Below are 19,253 nucleotides of genomic sequence, written 5' to 3'. Positions count from 1 at the left end.
AAGTATTAGATTCGTTTAATACTTTCTTCTTTAAAGAGCTAAACCATCTTGTGACAAGATTATCGGTTTAGCAAGAGTAGAAAAACGTAGAGTGGAAATTTTAAAAGTCTTTCATATTTCATGTGCTTCTTTAACTTAATATTTAAATTTAGAGTTAAGTCTTTTTAGCGAAAAACGATTAGCCAAAACAGTTTTCTGTAGCATAGATGTAATAGGGGTTTTATTTTATCAAATATTATTCATTTAGTCATACCTCTTTAGATAGAAAGATTTTATTGAGAAAAGTTAACCATTACGTTGCAAAAAAGTCTACTTGTGTTTCACTGTCTGAGGCATCTATTAGCTGAGAAACATTGAAACCGAAAGCCTAGAGGCTCCTATCCGTAGGTACGGGCAGTTTCCTCAAGTCGGAGAACCATTGTTTAACTATTGCTCTTCAAATCTTTAATTTACCACTAGAGAATATTTAAAAACTCTAAGTCAGGAAACTTTGACAAAAAAAGATATCAAAAATAATATGGTTCGGACAAGCTTACAGGCACGCATTGTGTAGCGATACGAACAAAGCCTGCGGAGGCAGGCTTGATGTGTGTGTCCTTAACTCATCTCCCGGCTTTTGATGAAATTAAACGGAGTGAAAATTTCATCAAAAGCCGGGAGAAATCGAAGTCATTAGTCATTAGTCCTTTGTCATTAGTATGTTTTATATCATGTTCGCTTAATTAGTTATAATTCGATGCATCTGTGCTAACTGAAAACTCTTTCTCCGGTGCTCCCTACCCCCTGCCCCCGAAGAGCCTTAATGATAAGTCTTTAACCGGACACGATATTATGCCTACGGCACGCTAGCCCCGGAGGGGGCTAGCGCAAACGCGAACACGAAAATCGTGCTTTTTCTTACTAATGACTATTGACTAATGACTAATGACTAAGACGACGTAGCGACGATTCCTCCCACCCCGCGCGTGGGATGGGAGGAATTGTCGTCTTCTGGTAAACTCCGCAGTCTGAGGGGGACTTACGCCGACTTTGTTAACTACCCCTTGCGGGTACAAAATTACCTATCTTTTCCGGGCGCATTCTTGGCGACTATGTCCTGCAGACACGCTATGCCAAGGGCACGGCTACGCCTATCGCCCTTGGCGTTGTCAATAGATAATCTTTGGATACTAAAATCTTTGAGGCTAACCGTTCAAAAGTGCTTCCACAAACTCGTAGCTAGAAAAAGGACGCAAGTCTTCAATTCCTTCTCCAGCACCGATAAAGCGAATAGGTAAGCCTAACTGCTGCACAACGGCAAGGGCAACCCCTCCTTTGGCAGTGCTATCAAGCTTAGTCAAAACAACACCGCTTAGTTGTGCCGCTTGAGAAAAGATTTCAGCTTGCCGTAATCCATTTTGACCTAGAGTTGCATCTAAAACCAAAAGGGACTCTACTTTAGCATTGGGAACTTTTTTATCGATGATACGGCGGATTTTACTGAGTTCGTCCATCAAATTTTTCTTATTTTGTAGTCGTCCTGCGGTATCCACCAGAAGTAATTCTGTTTTTCGTGCCGTAGCAGCAGAGATGGCATCAAACACAACTGCTGCAGGATCTGCATTTTTAGCAGGATTGAAAATGACTTGCACACCACTTCTTTCTCCCCAAATCCTGACCTGTTCTACGGCTGCGGCGCGGAAGGTATCTGCTGCACCAATCAAGCACTTGTAGCCGGATTTCTGGGCAAGGTGAGCAATTTTACCGATGGTAGTCGTTTTCCCAGCGCCATTAACCCCAGTGATTAACCAAACATTGAGAGTTTCTTTTTCTGGGACAAAGATTGGCTTGTGAGATTTTTTCACTGGTGCATCCAGCATATCTCGCAAGATTTGTTTGAGGTAGGCGATCGCCTCCTCTGCTGGCAGGACTTCTTGACGAAGCTTGTTCTGTAGAGTAGTGATGATGTAATCTGTTGCTTCGACACCAACATCAGCTTGCAAAAGCAATGCCTCAATCTCCGTGACTGCTGCTTGGTTGAGTGGTCCCTGCCCAACAATTGACTTGAGTTGATTAACGATGTTACGACGGGTTTTGTCTAAGCCTTGGCGCAGCTTTTTCAACCAACTGATTTCTTCAAAAGAAATATCTTCAGGACGTCTACCTTGTGCAGCTAGAACTTCTGTTGACCACAAAAACCCTTCATCAAAATCAAGTCCAGTGATTTCTTCTGTACCTTGTGCAGTAGTTGTTTGGGCTACTGGCTGTACCACCTCTGGTTTTGTCACATCAATGGCGGTGGCTATCAATCTTTCCTGCTTTGCTTGTCGTTCTGCCGCTGCCCTTTCTAAAAATGATAAAGTTGTGGGTGCTGTTGGCTGAGTGACTTCTTGTGTCGGTGGTTCGGTGGCTTCCGGTGGGACGACACTTTCTGTGGTCACACCAGAAGCATCTGCTTCTTCGGCAATTGCTGCTAGCACTGGCGCTGTGCTGAGTTCCTCTGTACTTTCTGGTTCTTCTGGCGTGGTTTGAGTCGCAGTCACATCAGCTTCTTCTGGTGGTTGTGGCGTTTCTGTCTGTGCTGGTGGCTCTATTTCAGGTTTTTCTGGCGGTGCTACGTCGGCAGTTACCTCAGTTGCTGGAGTTTCTGCTGGTTCGGTTTGTTGTCTTTGCTGAATATTCTTGTAGGCTGCTTTCGCGTAAGCCAGCAGATCCGTCGCTACTTCGGGTGCAGTTTCTGCTGTTGACGTTTCGGCGCTTTCGGGTTGGGGTTGTTTTGCAGCAGGAGTTTCTTCCTGTTTCTGTTGCGAGGGAGTACCAGAAGGATCGTTATGTTGACGGCGGAACCAATTGAAGACCATTGGAGATAACGTGTTATGAAACTATAAGTTTTTATCTAAATTTTGACACTTCCGCTTCTCCTAACAACGGGATTCTTTAGAAAGGATGTAATCATGTTCGACATGACTACATTACCAAAAAAAAACGGGCTGCGCCGACCTACGGTCTACTAGCCCCTAAAAGGGGCGCTGCGCAAACGTTAACGCTGCACTAACAGAACACAGTTGTCAGAACTGGTAAAGAAAAAACTTTCATGGATTGGTCAGTGTAACGTCGGTTTTATAAGGCGGGCTAATTTTTTGACCCAATGCGATAAAGCCGAATGTTTTTCTTCATTGATAAAATAAATAATTCTTTCCTTGCCAAATCCCCAAAGTGCCACGCGCCGATCGCGGCAAGACTCTATTTATTTGTGAAGATATTCTGTGTTGTGTGTTCTTCTTAACGATAAAGGTTTTTACTACGGGGTTGTTGGTACTTTTTTTTGCTCAGTAACTCGGCGCAGAACACCATTAATAAATCGATGGCTCTCTTCTTCACTGTATCGTTTAGTAAGTTCTACAGCTTCGTTAATTGCGATACTGTCGGGAACTTGAAGATACTTCATTTCTGCTACGGCGATTCGGAGTATATCTCGGTCAATGTGGGCAAGACGAGTTACTTGCCAATCTACTAAAGCAGTAGAAATTTCCTCGTCTATGGTGTTTCGGTTTTCACTGACAGTAATGATAATCTCTTTAGCGTACTCGCGGACTTCTTTATCTTGATTCGCCAGTTGAATGAGTTCAGGAAATTCGATAGTAGCAGCTAACTTGTTGATGGCTGTTTGCGTATACACAACCGCTTCTTTGAGCATTGTTCTAGCAGTATTTAGGTCACTAGCGCGTGTTTGGCTACTCAGAAGCCGATCATTACTGCGTTGCAGTTCGCCTGCAGCATTGTCTAGAGTGTCTTGGACTTCAGATCGCAGCGTACGTACTGCTGCTAGTACTAACTTTGATACCAGTTGTTCTGGTGGTATCTTTTCTAATTTCTTTGGATTCATTGGCAGTTGGCTGAGGCTTAAAAGAGCCAATTCACGAGAAATTTGACGAGGTTTACGCTCTTGCATAAAAGTGAGTTAGGGGGGAATGGGACAAAGGGAGTGGGGGAGTGAAGCGCGCAGCGTTAACAAAGTGAACTGTAGATCGCCGTCGGCTGCGAGTGAGGGAAATGGAGAGGAATAAATTTTGACTAATGACTAATGACTAATGACTAATTACTAGTGACTACTGATTTTAAGTTTCTTCGAGAGGAAGAATCTGCCGCTTTGCTTCTTTGGGTGGCATTTCTAGTTTGCGTTCTTTGGGGATAGCCAAGGTCGTCGGGGAGGTATTGGAAGCAACAATGCCACCGGAGACTATAATTTTAAAGGCATCTTCAATTGATAATGACAGATTAACAACTTCGTCTTCTGGAACAACTGCATACCATCCAGTGGCAGGATTGGGGGTTGTTGGGATGAAAACGCTCAATACTGGTCCAGACATCTGAGTCTGGATTTCGTTGCTAGTCATACCTGTTACGAAGGCGATCGCCCACATTCCCCGTCGAGGGTATTCTACTAAAACAACACGGCGAAACTTGCCATTGCTGTCTTTTAAGAGTGTTTCTAAAAGTTGCTTGAGAGCTTTGTAAACCTGTCCTGCTAAGGGAATTGCCTGCAATAGCCGCTCACCCACATTTAGCAACCACTGCCCCGCAATATTCCGAGCCATCAAGCCAATCAGCAGTATACTCAGCAGTGGCACCATGAGTCCCACCAACAGATTTAGTACATTGACTAAAATAGGATGCATTCCACCAAACGGATTCAGTTGTTTGGGAATCTGGGTGAGAAAGTTGATGACCCAAGTTGCAACGGTTATTGTAAGCCAAATCGTAGTTGCCAGGGGAATCACAACCAACAACCCAGCAATGAGGTCATTTTTGAGATCCTGTTTCCAGCGATTGATTGCCAAGCCCCTATTCTCCTTTTTTAGGCAAGTGGAACTTCTTTTATTGGTACTCATTCCAGTAGATTCGTCAAATGGGGAGGACAGTTTTTTGCTGTTTATAGTGGTGGTTTTAACCGCTTCTATTTTTTGCTTAATGGGCAAAATCCCATTAATTACTGTCCATGAGGGCGCTGAGGTAAACTTATGTCGCCAAAATATTGGTTTGTTACACCAAATCCAGCCATTTTTCTACTTAATGCAGATAGAAGCATATAAACCAGCGTAGCGGTTGGCTACTCTAAAACTTATTACTTTCTTTTTAAGAGTTGTAAACGATTGTTGCAGCTATTTTAACGTATTATTAATACTACTGTGGTGAATGAAACGTTGCTAAACCAATTAATCGTGTGCTTTGGCAAGTACCAGACGCAGAGCTAAGAAAATGAGAACTGCGCCCATAATTCGCTCAAGCCAATGTGAAATTGACAAAAATCGACGTTTGATTGCCGCAACACAGACAACAGTAGCAACAAATGCCAGCCAGGTGAATTCAATCCCCACAATTGTTAGACCGTAAATTATTTGTACCGCTACAGGTGTGCCAGGACGAATGATTTGAGTAAACAGTGCCAGTAAAAATAACGTCACCTTTGGATTGAGCAAGCAAGTCAAAAAACCGTTTTTAAACGCCGCTAAAGATTTCAACTCTGACCAGCCCCTCCGAGGCGGGAACAGGGAATAGGGAACAGGCAACAGCAAAAAATTAGCCCCGGATATTGGATTCAAGCCCCTTAATTTATTAATGGAAGAATAAAAAAAATTGTTGACAGATGCGTAGCACGATTCAACAAGACGTCTTTGTTTAAATCCCCTAATTTTAATTATGGGGATTCCCCTGTTGCCTGTTGCCCCTTCCCTGTTCCCTTTTTAAGAAGTTTGTTCCTCAACAAAATTATCTTGATGTTTAGCTTGTAAAGATTTAATCCCAAGGTAAATTAAATAAGCAGCACCAAGCCATTTGAGCAGGTTAAATAATAGGACTGATTTGGAAATAATAACACCAATACCGATTAACCAGCAGATGACATGAATGAGGTCGCCAGCAGTTACTCCCAACGCTGTGTAGATTCCGGCTTGTCTAGAATGAGCTAGGCTATTGCGGAGTGTTAAGACAAAGTTTGGCCCAGGACTCATAATCACTAAACACCCAGCGCTAAAGATAGTCAACCAATCGCCTAGAAATTGCATGCGGATTAATTTGCATATAGTTCATTCGTTCTATCAGAGTTTAGAAATTCCAATTCCGTCGAAAGTGAAAAAAGCTTTCCAGACAGTCTTGCCAAGCAATATTGCTACTGATTTTTTGCTGTTTCCAATCTCGTATAATTTGCTCAAGAATCTCTGAAAAACTGGGACACAGAGGAGCTAAATCAGCTAGGCGATTGAGTTTGATTGTTTGGGCGATCGCCATTGCGATAACATTAATCAACTCTGTTGCTTGTGCACCTAAAATCGAAGCTCCTAAAATTTCACCATTGCGTAGCACAATGAGTTTACAGATACCCGTAGTTTGGTCTTGGATTTGGGCAGCACAGAGTGTTTTAAAAAACTGCTGTAAAACAATAACTTCATCAGGACTGTATTGGCGTTTAGCTTGCGCCTCTGTTAAACCGACTTGTGCAAACATCGGGTTAGTAAATACTGCCCAAGGAATATGCCGATAATTGACTTTTAACCTCGGTAAAAAAAGCGCATTTTGCAGAGCTATTCTTGCTTCGTAATTAGCAATATTGGCGAATTCAAAGCCACCAATCACATCACCACAAGCCCAGATACGGGGATTTGTCGTTTGTAGTTTTTCATTCACAAGTAAACGACGCTGATTCCATTTAACATCTACCGCAGCCAAATTTAAGGATTCAATATTTGGCTGTTGTGCTGTTGCTACTACGATTTCATCAGTTTCAATAGCTTTATCTCCCACCTGAAGCCATTTTTTATCCTCAATTCGTCTCACCTGAGTGATAGATGTATTGATAAAGACGCGTACACCTTCTGCTTCTAACAAACTACAAAGCAGTTGAGCCATCTCTAAGTCAATATTGGGAAGAAGATTGGGACGTTCCGCAACCAACGTTACATCGTAACCAAATCGTGCCAAAGTTTGAGCGAGTTCGATGCTTTGGGGCAACCCACCAATAATCACCCACTGTAATGGCGGTGTAGAACTGTTCAGAGATTGCCAAACCTGAGGTATGGTAAGAAAACCAGTTTTTTGTAATCCTTCAATTTCTGGAATTGCTGGACTTGAACCCGTTGCAAGCAAATAAGTGCGTGCGTGTAGTAAACGAGTATCAATGGCAAATGAAAGATGGGGCGACGATTGAAATTGACCATTACTTACGATAACATCCACTCCTTGGGCAGCCAGAACGACAAGTGAATTCTGCTCTTGGAGATTGGAAACAATGCCATGAGCATACAGCATTGCCTGAGACGTATCTACAGAAATTTGGCATTTTTCTAGAGTATTAGCACACGAGGTATGCAGCCCAAGTAGTGCTGCATCACCTAGTTGCTTGCTAAGGTTACTGGTGTGGCTTAGAGCATGGTGATAAATAAACTCTAATGGTGTGTTAACTTTCGTAGATGCACCGTTTGTTATTGGTTCTACCAAGGCAACCTTGGCTCTTAGTTGAGAAGCAGTAAGGGCAGCGTAGCGTCCCGCTAAACTGCCGCCAATAATCACTACATCGTAGTCAATAGTCACGTGATTTGTTCCTAGTCCTTAGTCAATTGTCCTACCTTTATCCGAAGCTTTATGCCTGCGGCACGGTTTTGGCTTTCTTTTTTAATTGTGCTTCGTCCTTAATGACTAATGACTAAAACTAAGGGTGTAGGGGTGTAGGGGTGTAGGGGCGGCAGCTTTCGGGGGGAAGTTTCCCCCCGAAACACTTTGGTGTTAGAGCAAGCACGCTCATACTAGATGAGCGTGGTCAATGAAGCGCGTGGTGGCGGGCGTGCCCCCACTAATCACATCCCTTACACACGCCCTAGTGGGAACGGCCACGCCTTACGGTGAGTCCAGCGCTGCGGGAGGGGAGCCAGTGCGGTCTTGGGGTCTCCCCAAGACCGCACTGGCGTTCTCCCTCGTGCCCGCTCTGGCGTATGCGCTTTGCGCACGCCCAGAGGTCTAAAGCGCAGCGAGACCGGAGGTCTTCCCCGGAGGGCTATCGGGGAGAACCTATGCCCTGCGGGCACGCTGCGATAGCCGTAAGGCGTGGCTGTTCCCACTAGAGCGGTTCCGCTAGCCCCTAAGGGGGCGCTGCGTAAACGCGCTCCGCCAGTCACCTAGGTCGGGAAAGCCGTCATTCGCGCTGGTCTCACCAGATACCTCTGTCGGGAAACAAGGACTATGGCACTTTGTGCCACGCTAGCCCCGATAGGCGTAGCCGTGCCGAAGGCATAGGGGGCGCTGAGTCCCAAGGGGACACGCTACGCGAACGCAAACGCTATCAGTACTGGCTCCCCTATACCCTTATACCCTTACACCCCTAGTTTGTTGACTAATGACAGTGCTTCTAGTAAGCGCTGGTTATCTGACCAACAGCGTACGGCTACCCGGAAATATCTGTCGCCAAGTTCAGGAAAACTCAGACAATCACGAATGAAAATCTGGTGATGCTGCAGTAAATTTTGCTGCAATTGCGAACTCGATTGCTGTGATTCAACGAGTAAAAAATTAGCAGCACTTTCGAGAGGTTGTAATCCGGGTATTAAAGCTAAACCAGCGAAGAGTTGATTTCGTGCAGGTGGGAGCCATGCCCAAGTTTGCTCCTGAAACTCCTTATCTTGGACAACAGCGACTGCTGCCGCTGCTGCCAGGGTATTTACGGGCCAGGGGTCGCGCCACAACTGCCAGCGCCGCAAACGCTCAGGATGGGCGATCGCATATCCTAGTCGCAAACCAGGCAAAGTGTAGAACTTGGTCAGCGATCGCAAAATCACTAAGTTTGGATATTCCTGCACAACTTGTATTAGACTTTGTTCCTGTCCTGGGGGCAGAAAATCCATAAAAGCTTCATCTACTACCACCAAAGCGAATTTCTCTAGGTACGGCAAAATGGCTTCTCGTGAAAATAACACCCCCGTTGGGTTATGGGGGTTATTCAGCAATAGTCCTTTGTCCTTAGTCTTTTGGACCTTGTCAAAAATCAATTGACTTGTCCGAAAAACTAATGAAGGAAACTCCAGTACCTGTGCGTGGTATGCCGCCAGCGCCCTGTAATAGTCGCCAAAGGCTGGAGTTATCAAAGCTGTTGCAGCTAACTGTGCTAATTCCCGACCTGCCAGAGAAAGTAATTCTGCCGAGCCGTTCCCCGGCAAAATCCATTCAGGGGGTAGTTGATGAAAGTGACTCAGAGCAAGTCTGAGTTCACGATAATCAGGGTCTGGATAATGCCTGAGATGATCCAATTGGGACTCAATTGCTGCTATCGCGCTTTTTGGTGGTCCCAAAGGGCTAATGCTTGCAGAAAAATCCAGAATAGCACTTGGGGGACAGCCAGCTAGTGCTGCTGCCCAGGCTAGATTTCCCCCGTGTGCTGGTTGCCGCATAGAAAAAGGGTGACCTAGGTCTGAATCTAAGATTTTGGGGGTGCAACCTTTTCTCTAAAGAGTTTTCCAGCAGAGAAGGCAGGAACCTTCGTCGCTGGAATTTCCATCTTTTCATTGGTTTTGGGGTTACGACCTTCACGGGCTTTACGTTCCCGTGATTCAAATGAGCCGAATCCTACCAACGTCACTTTATCGCCAGAGGAAACAGCTTCGATAATCGTTTCCAAAGCTGCAGTTAAGACGGCATCAACTTGCTTTTTCGTAACACTAGCTTTTTCAGCTACGGCATCAACCAATTCACCTTTGTTCATGTCAAACTCCTTGAGGTTTACTTGAGATTGTGTACAGATGCATTTTTGATGCATCGTTACTTAAATCTCTGTTTAGAGATTTACAAAAGTCGGACTTTATGAGTATTTATGCTCAAAACTGCCGTAATTGCTGTAGATTCGACTTTTCAATGAATCATTCTAAAGTGTCATAGCCAGAAGTGGATAGATGAAACCATTAATTTATATAGATTTCAGGATTTTTTTTGAAAAAAGGGCAATTGTTTTACTAAAACCCCTATTTTTTTAGGAACAAATACTTAGTGAAATCGCTTGTTGCTCAGAGGAACAGGTAGGGTGGTTTCATACAAGCAAAGAAAAAACTCTATCAAACTGGTTTGATAAAATACGTTGTACTTAGGGAATAGTTCAATGTTGGCTAGTTCGTCCAGCAGTATAAAAAGTTTTACCATCAGTATTGTCTTAACTGCCGTATAATATTATTTTAACTGCCATATAATGTATGATTTATTGCAAAAATGCTCAAAAACACAAAATAAAGAATATTATAATGTCTGAATAAAGACATAAGTATTATGTAATTTTACAGTTTTTTTGCTAAAGTTGAAATTGACTGATTTTTTAACTAATTTAGATGATGCATTTTTGATTATATTTCACGGTGATAAAGCCCCATTCCTTCTACAACCGGGATGGATAGTCACTAGGCGTCCTCCTTTCGCGCTTGCTGTACTCGCTCACGCCACATGCCTCAACGCGGGGAACCCGCGCACGGCGGCAGTGGCTCCCCTACACCCTTACCCCCTTACACCCTCCCACAACAAAGCCTCTCATTGCGTAAGTCCTGGTTATTAGTCACCCTACATTGCAATGTTTAAGCTCTGACTAAGGACTTCGATTTACCTCAGGCATAAAACAGAGCAAGAGCGATAGTTTTATAGTTACGGTATCAGTTAAATTTGTCTCAGAAAAGGCAGATCAATAAATAGCATTTTATTATTGATTTATGGATAGATAAATCAATAGACTATATGAAAACCTTTTTGTCCATATAAAGTTGTTTTATTGCACACTGAAGTTTAGACTAAATTCTATTTCTCAGGCTACAGCCTTTGTGTAGCAACTATATTAGGTTTGGTAATTCGAGTATGCGTAGAAATTAGGAAAGCCTGTCTGAATAACAGTTTTGCGGTTTTATAAGCAAAATTAGTCTCAACTCCAATCCTAGACTGGGTGGTGATGCATTGTAATAATTCTGAAACTGTAACTTGTGAAGATTATACGTCGCCAATATCATTCTTAAGCAGGATTACCCTACACTGAAATATCATAATTGTCATGGGTATTAAAACATAAACTTTACAGTTGATTTGATATGCTTTTCTAGTATGTGGAGTTTGAATAATCAATAGGTAGTTCAGTCAAGAACACCTATCCTGGAATCAACAAAAATAATACTGCATCCACCTTAATAAACTTTATAAACTTCCACACTCAAGACAAAGGCATCTACTACATACAAGTAAATTCATTTTGCCAGCTTACTTGAGGAGCCCGAAACTAAGCATCTTTTTGCAGTCATAATTATTCATCTTTTAGCTAAGTGCAAGCTAAGGGAGAAATCTCCTATGAAAAATGAGTATAGCTTTTGCGTCATTAGCTATAACTAGCTTCATTTTGTATAGGTTAAATTGTCTTGCTTTATTCATAAGTAAGTTTTTATAAGGTAGTAAAAATGCAACTCTACACACCGATTGATATTAATCAGCTTCAACAAGACCTTCCCTACTTAATTAAAAGCATGCAGTGGGTTGAAAATTTTGTTGGAAAAGCTCACCCTGATTTAGGTAGACTCGGTCCTGTTTGCCCTTTTGTGCCTCACTCAATTAGAGCAAACACTATGTCGCTGACAGTTATACGTGCTAAAAATGTGGCTCCTCAGCAATTTTTTGAGAATGTTTTACGCTGTCGAGAAATCTTCCTTGAGCAAGAACCACGAGAGGGGGTAGCGGCTTTAAGGAAAACACTGTTAATCATTGTGCCTGATATCGATATAGAGGAAGCTCCTAAAATAATTGACGAGAATCACAAAAAACTTAAGCGTTTCTTTGTTGAGTCAGGACTGATGATAGGGGAATTTCACAAGCTGAACCAAGTGCCTGGTGCACACAACCCAAACTTCCGTCCATTTCAAAGCTCCATTCCCATGTTTGTTATTCGCTATATGGTTGAATCGGATATTCTGTTTCTTCAAGATGAAGATCTGCACTTGCGTATCAAATATCTCCAAGCTTACTTACAAAATATTGAATCGGGTTATTCACAGCAGTTTAATCAGAAAATCAAAGATGAAAACAAGTTAAAGACTGCTCGTCAACTATTGGAGTTAGCACAAGAGCAACTGCAAGAAGAAAAGTTTATGAATTTAGAAATTGCTCATTCATAAGCTAAGTTGTTCCTCTGCAGAAATGATTAATTCACCAACTTAATTAATAAGAGGAATATTATCTGTCGTAAATTTGCATCACTCGTTTTTAGTGATGAAAGTTGGTAACCAAGCCGATGAATGAATAGAGTGTTTTTCTTTACAAGGTGTCTATGCAGTTAACAAACAAAAATTTATACCTTCAGTCAAATATTCAGGCAGCTAGCTTAACCGAGGTTGAGGACTGCCATGGTACTCAAACAAATGACCTTGAAAAAGAGCAACTTAACTATTGGAAGCAGCAGCTAGCGAATGCCACCCCAGTACTGGAATTGCCCACGGATAGACCGCGACCACCCGTGCAGAGTTATCGAACTGCAAAGCAATCTTTTGTACTACCCAAGAGTTTATCAAAAGCATTACAGACACTGTCACAGCAAGAGGATGTGACAGTGTTCATGACATTGCTGGCAGCATTCGGAACCCTACTATACCGCTACAGTGGACAGGAAGACATTTTGATTGGTTCTCCGATTTCAGGGCTAAATTCTGCCGAGATAGAAGGGCTAATTGGATATTTTGTTAATACCTTGGTTCTACGTACTGATTTTTCTGGCAACCCCAGTTTTCAGGAACTGTTGCGAAGGGTGCGAGCGATGGTAATGTCCGCCTACGTTAACCAAGAATTGCCGTTTGAAGAGCTAGTAGAACAACTGCAACCAGAGCGATCGCTTTCCTATCACCCTCTGTTCCAGGTGATGTTTGTTTTGCAGAATACAGCCAAAGAAACATTGGATGTATCCGCATTGACCATCACATCTTCTGAATTAGATAAGGTTACATCCAAGTTAGATTTGACCTTGTCAATGGAGGAAACAGAACAAGGATTCCAAGGGGAGTGGCAATACAACGCTGATTTATTTGATGCTGCTACGATTGAGCGGATGAGCGAGCATTTCCAGACGTTGTTATCAGCCATTGTTGCTGAGCCACAGCAGCACGTTAGCCAATTGCCACTGCTCACCCCAACTGAGAGACAGCAGTTACTTGTTGAGTGGAACAATACCCAGGCAGATTATCCTCAGCAATGTATTCATCAGTTATTTGAGCAGCAGGTGGAAAAGACGCCTAATGCCGTAGCGGTAATTTTTGAAGGTCAGCAACTTACTTACCAACAGTTGAATAATCGCGCCAATCAATTGGCACACTACCTACAAACTGTGGGCATACGACCGGATGTACTTGTAGGGATTTGTATTGAGCGCTCCCTAGAGATGGTCGTGGGACTACTGGGAATTCTCAAGGCAGGTGGTGCTTACGTACCTCTCGACCCAGAGTATCCACAAGAGCGCTTAGCCTTCATCTTGGAAGATACTCAGACACCTGTGATACTCACCCAAGAGAAATTGGTCAAGAGCTTACCAGATCATCAAGCGCAAGTGATTTGTTTGGATTCTGAGTGGGAACTGATTACCCAGCACAACGAAGAGAATCCAGTCTCAGGAGTAAGCATCAATAACCTGGTTTATATTATTTACACCTCTGGTTCTACAGGCAAACCTAAGGGTGTCATGATTGCTCACCGTGGAGTCTGCAATCACCTTTACTGGCGGCAAGCAACGTTTCAATTAACTGAACAAGACAAAGTCTTACAGACCTTTTCTTTGAATTTCGATCCCTCAGTATGGCAGATATTCTGGACGTTGTCGTTTGGCGGACAGTTGATTTTGGCTCGCCCTGGTGGACATCAAGACCCTGTCTACCTGGTGAAAGTGATTACTGAACAGCAGATTACTATAGCTGGGTTAGTACCATCTATTATCCGCGTTTTACTTGAGGAAAAGGGAATTGAAAATTGTACTCGCCTGCGCCACGTCACTAGTGGCGGTGAAGGTTTGGGAGTTGAATTCATTGATCGCTTCGTTGAGCGTTTAAATTTGGACAATGTTTTGCTCAATTGCTATGGTCCAACTGAAGGTTGCATCGATGTAACTTCTTGGATTTGCCAACGTGGGACTAATCACACTATTGCTCCAATTGGTCGCCCGACTGCCAATGTACAAGTTTATATATTAGATGAAAATTTACAGCCTGTGCCTGTTGGTCAATCGGGTGAGTTGCACATTGGCGGTGTCGGGTTGGCGCGAGGCTATCTCAACCGTCCGGAACTGACTAAAGAAAAGTTTATTCGCAACCCCTTTAGTCGCGTACCAGGCGCACGTCTTTATAAAACTGGGGATTTGACGCGTTACCTGAGCGACGGAAACATAGAGTTCCTCGGTCGTATTGACCACCAAGTGAAGATTCGTGGGTTGCGTGTTGAGTTGGGAGAAATTGAAGCCACCTTAGGTGAACATCCAGCCGTAGAACAAACGGTAGTCATTGCTAGAGAGCATGTTCCGGGTGACAACCGCCTTGTGGCATATGTGGTAGTACACCCAGAACAAGTTGCCCCAACTTCAAGTGAATTGCGTAGCTTTTTGCAGGATCAGCTACCCGAGTACATGGTGCCAAAAGCGTTTGTCTTCTTAGATGCCATACCATTAAACCCCAATGGTAAGGTAGACCGCCGCGCTTTACCTGTACCGGATACCTTAGATTTCGATGACAACAACTTTGTTGCGCCGAGTACTCCCACCGAAGAGGTTTTAGCTGTTATTTGGGCGCAAATTCTGGGTTTGGAACAAGTTAGCATTCACAGCAACTTCTTTGAGTTGGGAGGACATTCGCTACTCGCTACACAAGTGATTTCTCGGCTACGCCAAAACCTGAATGTGGAAATTCCATTACAGTTGCTGTTTGAAACACCAACTATTGCAGGTCTAGCAAGTGCGATAACTTCGTTAAACTTCGCTAACGCTCAAATTCCGAACAAGAGTACAGGTGTTATAGAACACCAAATCATTCCTCAACTAGAAGATCGGCACTCAGCCCCCTTATCTTTTACTCAGCAGAGAATGTGGTTTTTGGGGCAGATGGAGCCAAACAGTGCGGCTTATCTCATCCCGATCGCACAACGTTTGCAAGGGTTACTCAACGTCGGTGTATTGCAGCAATCTTTGGATGCGATCGCTGCCCATCATGAGGCACTGCGAACCAATTTTCTTACCTCAGATAATGGCAGCCCCATACAGATCATTAGGGAGCCTAAGTCAGTTGAACTCAAGATAATTGACTTAACACAAAAGCCAGAAAGCCATCAACACGAGCAAATACAACGTCTGTTGCATCAAGAGGCACAACGCCCCTTCGACTTAACATCTGACTTGATGCTGCGAGCCACCTTACTCCAGATAAACCAACAGGAGCACATACTCTTATTGGTAATGCACCACATTGCCTCTGATGGCTGGTCAATGGGCGTCCTGTGGCAACAGTTAGCAGCTGTTTATCAGGCATTTTTAAACGATTTGCCAAATCCCTTACCAAAACTGCCCATCCAGTATGCCGACTTTGCTGCTTGGCAACGGCAATGGCTATCTGGTCAAGTACTGGACACTCAGCTAAACTACTGGAAAAACCAGCTAGCGGGTGCAACACCTTTAGAATTACCAACCGATAAACCGCGACCATCAATCCAGAACCACCAAGGGGCACGCCAATCTTTAGTGTTATCAAAGAAACTCACCTTGGCGCTCAAAGCACTGAGTCAGCGGTCAGATACTACCTTGTTCATGACTCTACTAGCGGCGTTCAAGACGTTGCTCTACCGCCATACAGTACAGGAAGATATTATCGTTGGGACTCCAATCGCTGGTCGTAACCAAACCGAGACTGAGGGGCTGATTGGCTGTTTTCTGAATACGCTCGCCCTGCGTACCAACCTTGGGGGCAACCCGAGTTTTTTAGAATTGCTAGGTCGAGTTCGTAAGGTGGCTTTGGATGCCTATACTCACCAAGAGATACCCTTCGAGAAGCTCGTAGAAGAGCTGCATCCAGAACGTAACTTGAGCCGAAATCCAGTGTTCGATGTGATGTTTAACTTCATCAACACTCCTAAGACGGCTTTGGAACTCCCTGAATTGACCCTCAGTTCCTTAGAACTGAATGAACTTGAGTCAATATTTTCCATGACTTTATATGTGGAGGAACACTCAGGTGAGCTGAATTTGCGACTGGTGTATCAGCAGGTCCTATTTTCTGCTGCACGCATGACTTGCCTTCTGAATCAATTCCAGCATCTGCTTGAGCAGATCGTTGCAACTCCGGATAGCGAAATCGGATTATATTCCCTCGTCACACCAGAATCTCGACCTTTGCTTCCAGAACTGAGTGCAGCCTTGCCGGAACCACGGTACGAATTGGTGACTACAATGTTTACCTCTTGGGTAAACTCTGCGCCAGAACACTCAGCAGTCCGCCAAAGCGATGCTCCCAAAGGGAGCCACCCAAGGGGTGAACGCTCCTGGAACTACAACGAATTGTCCACAAGCGCTCATGCCCTAGCACGGGTTCTGCTGAGTCATGGAGTTAAGCGTGGTGAGGTCGTCGCCGTGTTCGGCTCACGCAGCTTTGGGCTGATTGCCAGTATGATGGGCGTACTCTTGAGTGGCGGTGTGTTACTGACTATCGATCCGAAGCTTCCTGTGCATCGACAGCAAATCATGCTTCAGGAATCGAAGGCAAAGTATTTATTGTGCATCGGTGACGATCAGCCAGAACAGAAGGAGTTATGGAAGTCCCTGGTTACCATCTGCGTAGATCCAGACGCTGGAGTTGGAATAAATTCTGAAACAGACAGCAGTAGTGCAATACACCTACCTCAACTGTCTGGTGACGATGCAGCTTATATTTTCTTTACTTCCGGCACCACAGGTGTTCCTAAAGGTGTGTTGGGGTGTCACAAAGGGATGGCGCATTTTCTCAACTGGCAGCGGCAAACTTTTGCAGTTGGTCAGCAAGACCGCAGTGCCCAATTAACAGGGCTTTCCTTTGATGTCGTCCTTAGGGATGTCTTCCTACCTTTAACCAGTGGAGCAACCCTTTGTCTACCAGCAGAAGGTGATGAATTAGAACCAACGCGAATTCTACGTTGGTTGGAACGCGAGCAGATATCTGTGCTGCACACTGTTCCAACTCTTGCTCAATCGTGGTTAGTCAATGTACCGCCGGGAGTTTCTCTACGTGCCTTAAAACGTATCTTCTTTGCTGGAGAACCTCTCAAGGATACACTCATACATCGGTGGAGGGAAACTTTCCCAGAGGGAGGCGAAATTGTCAATCTTTATGGACCGACAGAAACAACTTTGGCAAAGTGCTTTTACCGAGTCACTGCTGATGTCCTGCCTGGAGTACAACCTGTTGGTTCACCACAGCCAGAAACCCAGGCACTGGTTTTAGCACAAAATAATCAACTGTGTGGTATTGGTGAACCAGGTCAGATTGTTATACGGACACCATTCCGTAGTTTAGGTTACATCAATGCCTCTGAAGAAAATCATTCTCGGTTTGTCAAGAACCCCTTGGGCAACGACGAACAAGATTTGCTTTACTATACAGGCGATCGCGGACGCTATCGTCCAGATGGTACTCTAGAAATTCTTGGTCGCTTGGATCGTCAAGTAAAGATCCGAGGAGTACGCATTGAACTTAGAGAAATTGAGACGCTGTTAGGTCAACACCCCAGTGTACGGGAAGTAGTGGTTATTGCCCGCGAAGACCAACCCGGTGATCAGCGTTTAGTAGCTTACGTTGTTCTACAGCAGGAGCAAGTCAAGACAACTGATGAACTGCGGCGCTTTGTGAAGGAGAAGCTGCCCAAATATATGATTCCTTCAGCTTTTGTGATGCTAGACGCTCTACCCCTGACTCCTAACGGTAAAGTAGATCGTCGAGCTTTGCCAATGCCAGAGCAAGTTAGGCAAGAGGTGGAAGAAACATTTGTTGCTCCCCGCGATGAGATAGAACGCCAGCTGACACAGATTTGGGAAGAAGTTTTGGGGATTCAACCCATTAACGTCAAGGATAACTTCTTTGATCTGGGGGGGCATTCCTTACTCGCTGTACGCTTATTCGCTCAAATAGAGAAGAAATTCGGCACATCCATTCCCCTAGCGACACTTTTTACTTCAGGTACAGTGGAAGCTCTTGCTAAGTTACTATCCAGTAATCAGGAAAAATCAAAAACTTCTTGGTCATCGCTGGTAGAAATTCAACCGAAGGGTTCCAAACCACCTTTGTTCTGCGTTCATCCGCTTGGTGGAGAAATTCTGTGTTACCGCCCTTTGGCAATGCATCTAGGATCGGATCAACCATTTTATGGATTACAACCACATGGGCTAGATGGGAAACAACCTCCTTATACCCGAGTTGAAGACATGGCAGCGCACTACATTAAAGAAATCCAGACGATTCAGCCCAATGGTCCTTACTATCTGGCAGGCTACTCGTTTGGGGGTACAATTGCCTTTGAGATGGCTCAGCAACTCCACTCTCAAGGTCAGAAAGTGGGTTGTCTAGTTATATTGGATACCTGTCGTCCCGGTTATGAGAAACGATTGCCATTCCATAAGCGAATTTTCTTGCATCTCAATAATCTTTTACAACTAGGACCTACCTACCTTTGGCAAAAGCTTGCGGGCTGGAGAGAGTGGGGCACGTATTCGCTCAAAGCGAGATACAAGCGTCACTTGAATGTAGTACATCAGTTACCAGAAACTGACAAACACTTAAGCATCATAGACGCCAACGTGCAGGCTAAGAACGAATATATCTTCCAAGTTTACCCAGGTCGAATGACCCTTTTACGAACTGAAGATAAGAATCGGGAGGACGGTATAGGCATACAATACGATTTTCACTTTGGCTGGCGCGATGTCATCGGTGGAGAAATAGATATTCATCACGTTCCCGGATCTCACCTCACCCTGCTTGAGGAACCCCATGTAGAGGTACTCGCAGAGAAATTGAAGGATTGCTTAGAAAAGGCGTATCATTCAATACAGTGAAGTCAACAATAGCTGTCACCCGTACATGATGCAAAATGTACGGGCTGTACAAGTCAAGCCTGCAGAGCAGGCTTGACTTGTATAGCCGAGGCTTTGCGCTGTTCCCGAGTTGTTGGAGCACCAGAACCTACCGCTTCAAACTATGCACTGCAAGCACGCTATATCAACTTTTGAATTT

General features: G+C 44.2%; 10 protein-coding genes. 2 read left to right on the top strand and 8 right to left on the bottom strand.

Translation table 11 applies throughout. The annotated features are described in order from the left end of the window. Positions 1-1,184 precede the first annotated feature (1,184 nt). The 8 genes from ftsY to AC5JM2_RS19985 form a co-directional block, all read right to left on the bottom strand. Positions 1,185-2,840 carry a signal recognition particle-docking protein FtsY gene (ftsY, locus tag AC5JM2_RS20020; protein ID WP_495836603.1) on the bottom strand — a complete coding sequence of 552 codons (1,656 nt, stop codon included), beginning with the start codon at positions 2,838-2,840 and terminating at the stop codon, positions 1,185-1,187. Between the two features lie 440 nt (positions 2,841-3,280). Continuing rightward, entirely contained in the window at positions 3,281-3,931 is a 651-nt protein-coding gene (gene nusB / locus AC5JM2_RS20015) for a transcription antitermination factor NusB (RefSeq protein WP_495836602.1), read from the bottom strand. A 166-nt stretch (positions 3,932-4,097) separates the two neighbouring features. Further along, positions 4,098-4,871 (bottom strand): DUF502 domain-containing protein, encoded by a 774-nt coding sequence (locus tag AC5JM2_RS20010; protein ID WP_495836601.1) that lies wholly within the window; start codon positions 4,869-4,871, stop codon positions 4,098-4,100. Between the two features lie 324 nt (positions 4,872-5,195). Further along, positions 5,196-5,582 (bottom strand): LysE family translocator, encoded by a 387-nt coding sequence (locus AC5JM2_RS20005; RefSeq protein ID WP_495836600.1) that lies wholly within the window; start codon positions 5,580-5,582, stop codon positions 5,196-5,198. Between the two features lie 141 nt (positions 5,583-5,723). Beyond that, positions 5,724-6,044, bottom strand: coding sequence for a LysE family translocator (locus tag AC5JM2_RS20000; RefSeq protein ID WP_495836599.1), 321 nt, complete (start codon positions 6,042-6,044; stop codon positions 5,724-5,726). A 40-nt stretch (positions 6,045-6,084) separates the two neighbouring features. After that, a complete protein-coding gene (locus tag AC5JM2_RS19995; protein WP_495836598.1) occupies positions 6,085-7,566 on the bottom strand; it encodes a dihydrolipoyl dehydrogenase family protein in 1,482 nt (493 codons plus the stop codon). 776 nt (positions 7,567-8,342) lie between these two features. Beyond that, positions 8,343-9,413 (bottom strand): threonine-phosphate decarboxylase CobD, encoded by a 1,071-nt coding sequence (gene cobD, locus AC5JM2_RS19990; RefSeq protein ID WP_495836597.1) that lies wholly within the window; start codon positions 9,411-9,413, stop codon positions 8,343-8,345. Between the two features lie 26 nt (positions 9,414-9,439). Next, complete coding sequence (locus AC5JM2_RS19985) at positions 9,440-9,724, bottom strand: HU family DNA-binding protein (protein WP_048868205.1); 285 nt, start codon at positions 9,722-9,724, stop codon at positions 9,440-9,442. 1,714 nt (positions 9,725-11,438) lie between these two features. On the opposite strand from AC5JM2_RS19985, the gene AC5JM2_RS19980 reads away from it, so the two are divergent. Together AC5JM2_RS19980 and AC5JM2_RS19975 are read left to right on the top strand one after the other, a co-directional pair. Further along, positions 11,439-12,149 (top strand): DUF6875 domain-containing protein, encoded by a 711-nt coding sequence (locus tag AC5JM2_RS19980; protein WP_495836596.1) that lies wholly within the window; start codon positions 11,439-11,441, stop codon positions 12,147-12,149. Positions 12,150-12,301: 152 nt separating this feature from the next. Beyond that, complete coding sequence (locus AC5JM2_RS19975) at positions 12,302-19,075, top strand: amino acid adenylation domain-containing protein (protein WP_495836595.1); 6,774 nt, start codon at positions 12,302-12,304, stop codon at positions 19,073-19,075. Positions 19,076-19,253: the final 178 nt, after the last annotated feature.

The sequence above is a fragment of the Brasilonema angustatum genome (assembly GCF_059505445.1).
Note: the sequence above shows the minus strand (reverse complement) of the source record. Positions and strands in the feature narration are given on the sequence as shown.

What these genes read in the sequence shown, in the direction of transcription:
- AC5JM2_RS19980 (WP_495836596.1), top strand. Translation starts at nt 11,439, where the DNA reads ATGCAACTCTACACACCGATTGATATTAATCAGCTTCAACAAGACCTT.
- AC5JM2_RS19985 (WP_048868205.1), bottom strand. Translation starts at nt 9,724, where the DNA reads ATGAACAAAGGTGAATTGGTTGATGCCGTAGCTGAAAAAGCTAGTGTT.
- AC5JM2_RS20010 (WP_495836601.1), bottom strand. Translation starts at nt 4,871, where the DNA reads ATGAGTACCAATAAAAGAAGTTCCACTTGCCTAAAAAAGGAGAATAGG.
- AC5JM2_RS20000 (WP_495836599.1), bottom strand. Translation starts at nt 6,044, where the DNA reads ATGCAATTTCTAGGCGATTGGTTGACTATCTTTAGCGCTGGGTGTTTA.
- ftsY (WP_495836603.1), bottom strand. Translation starts at nt 2,840, where the DNA reads ATGGTCTTCAATTGGTTCCGCCGTCAACATAACGATCCTTCTGGTACT.
- cobD (WP_495836597.1), bottom strand. Translation starts at nt 9,413, where the DNA reads ATGCGGCAACCAGCACACGGGGGAAATCTAGCCTGGGCAGCAGCACTA.
- nusB (WP_495836602.1), bottom strand. Translation starts at nt 3,931, where the DNA reads ATGCAAGAGCGTAAACCTCGTCAAATTTCTCGTGAATTGGCTCTTTTA.
- AC5JM2_RS19975 (WP_495836595.1), top strand. Translation starts at nt 12,302, where the DNA reads ATGCAGTTAACAAACAAAAATTTATACCTTCAGTCAAATATTCAGGCA.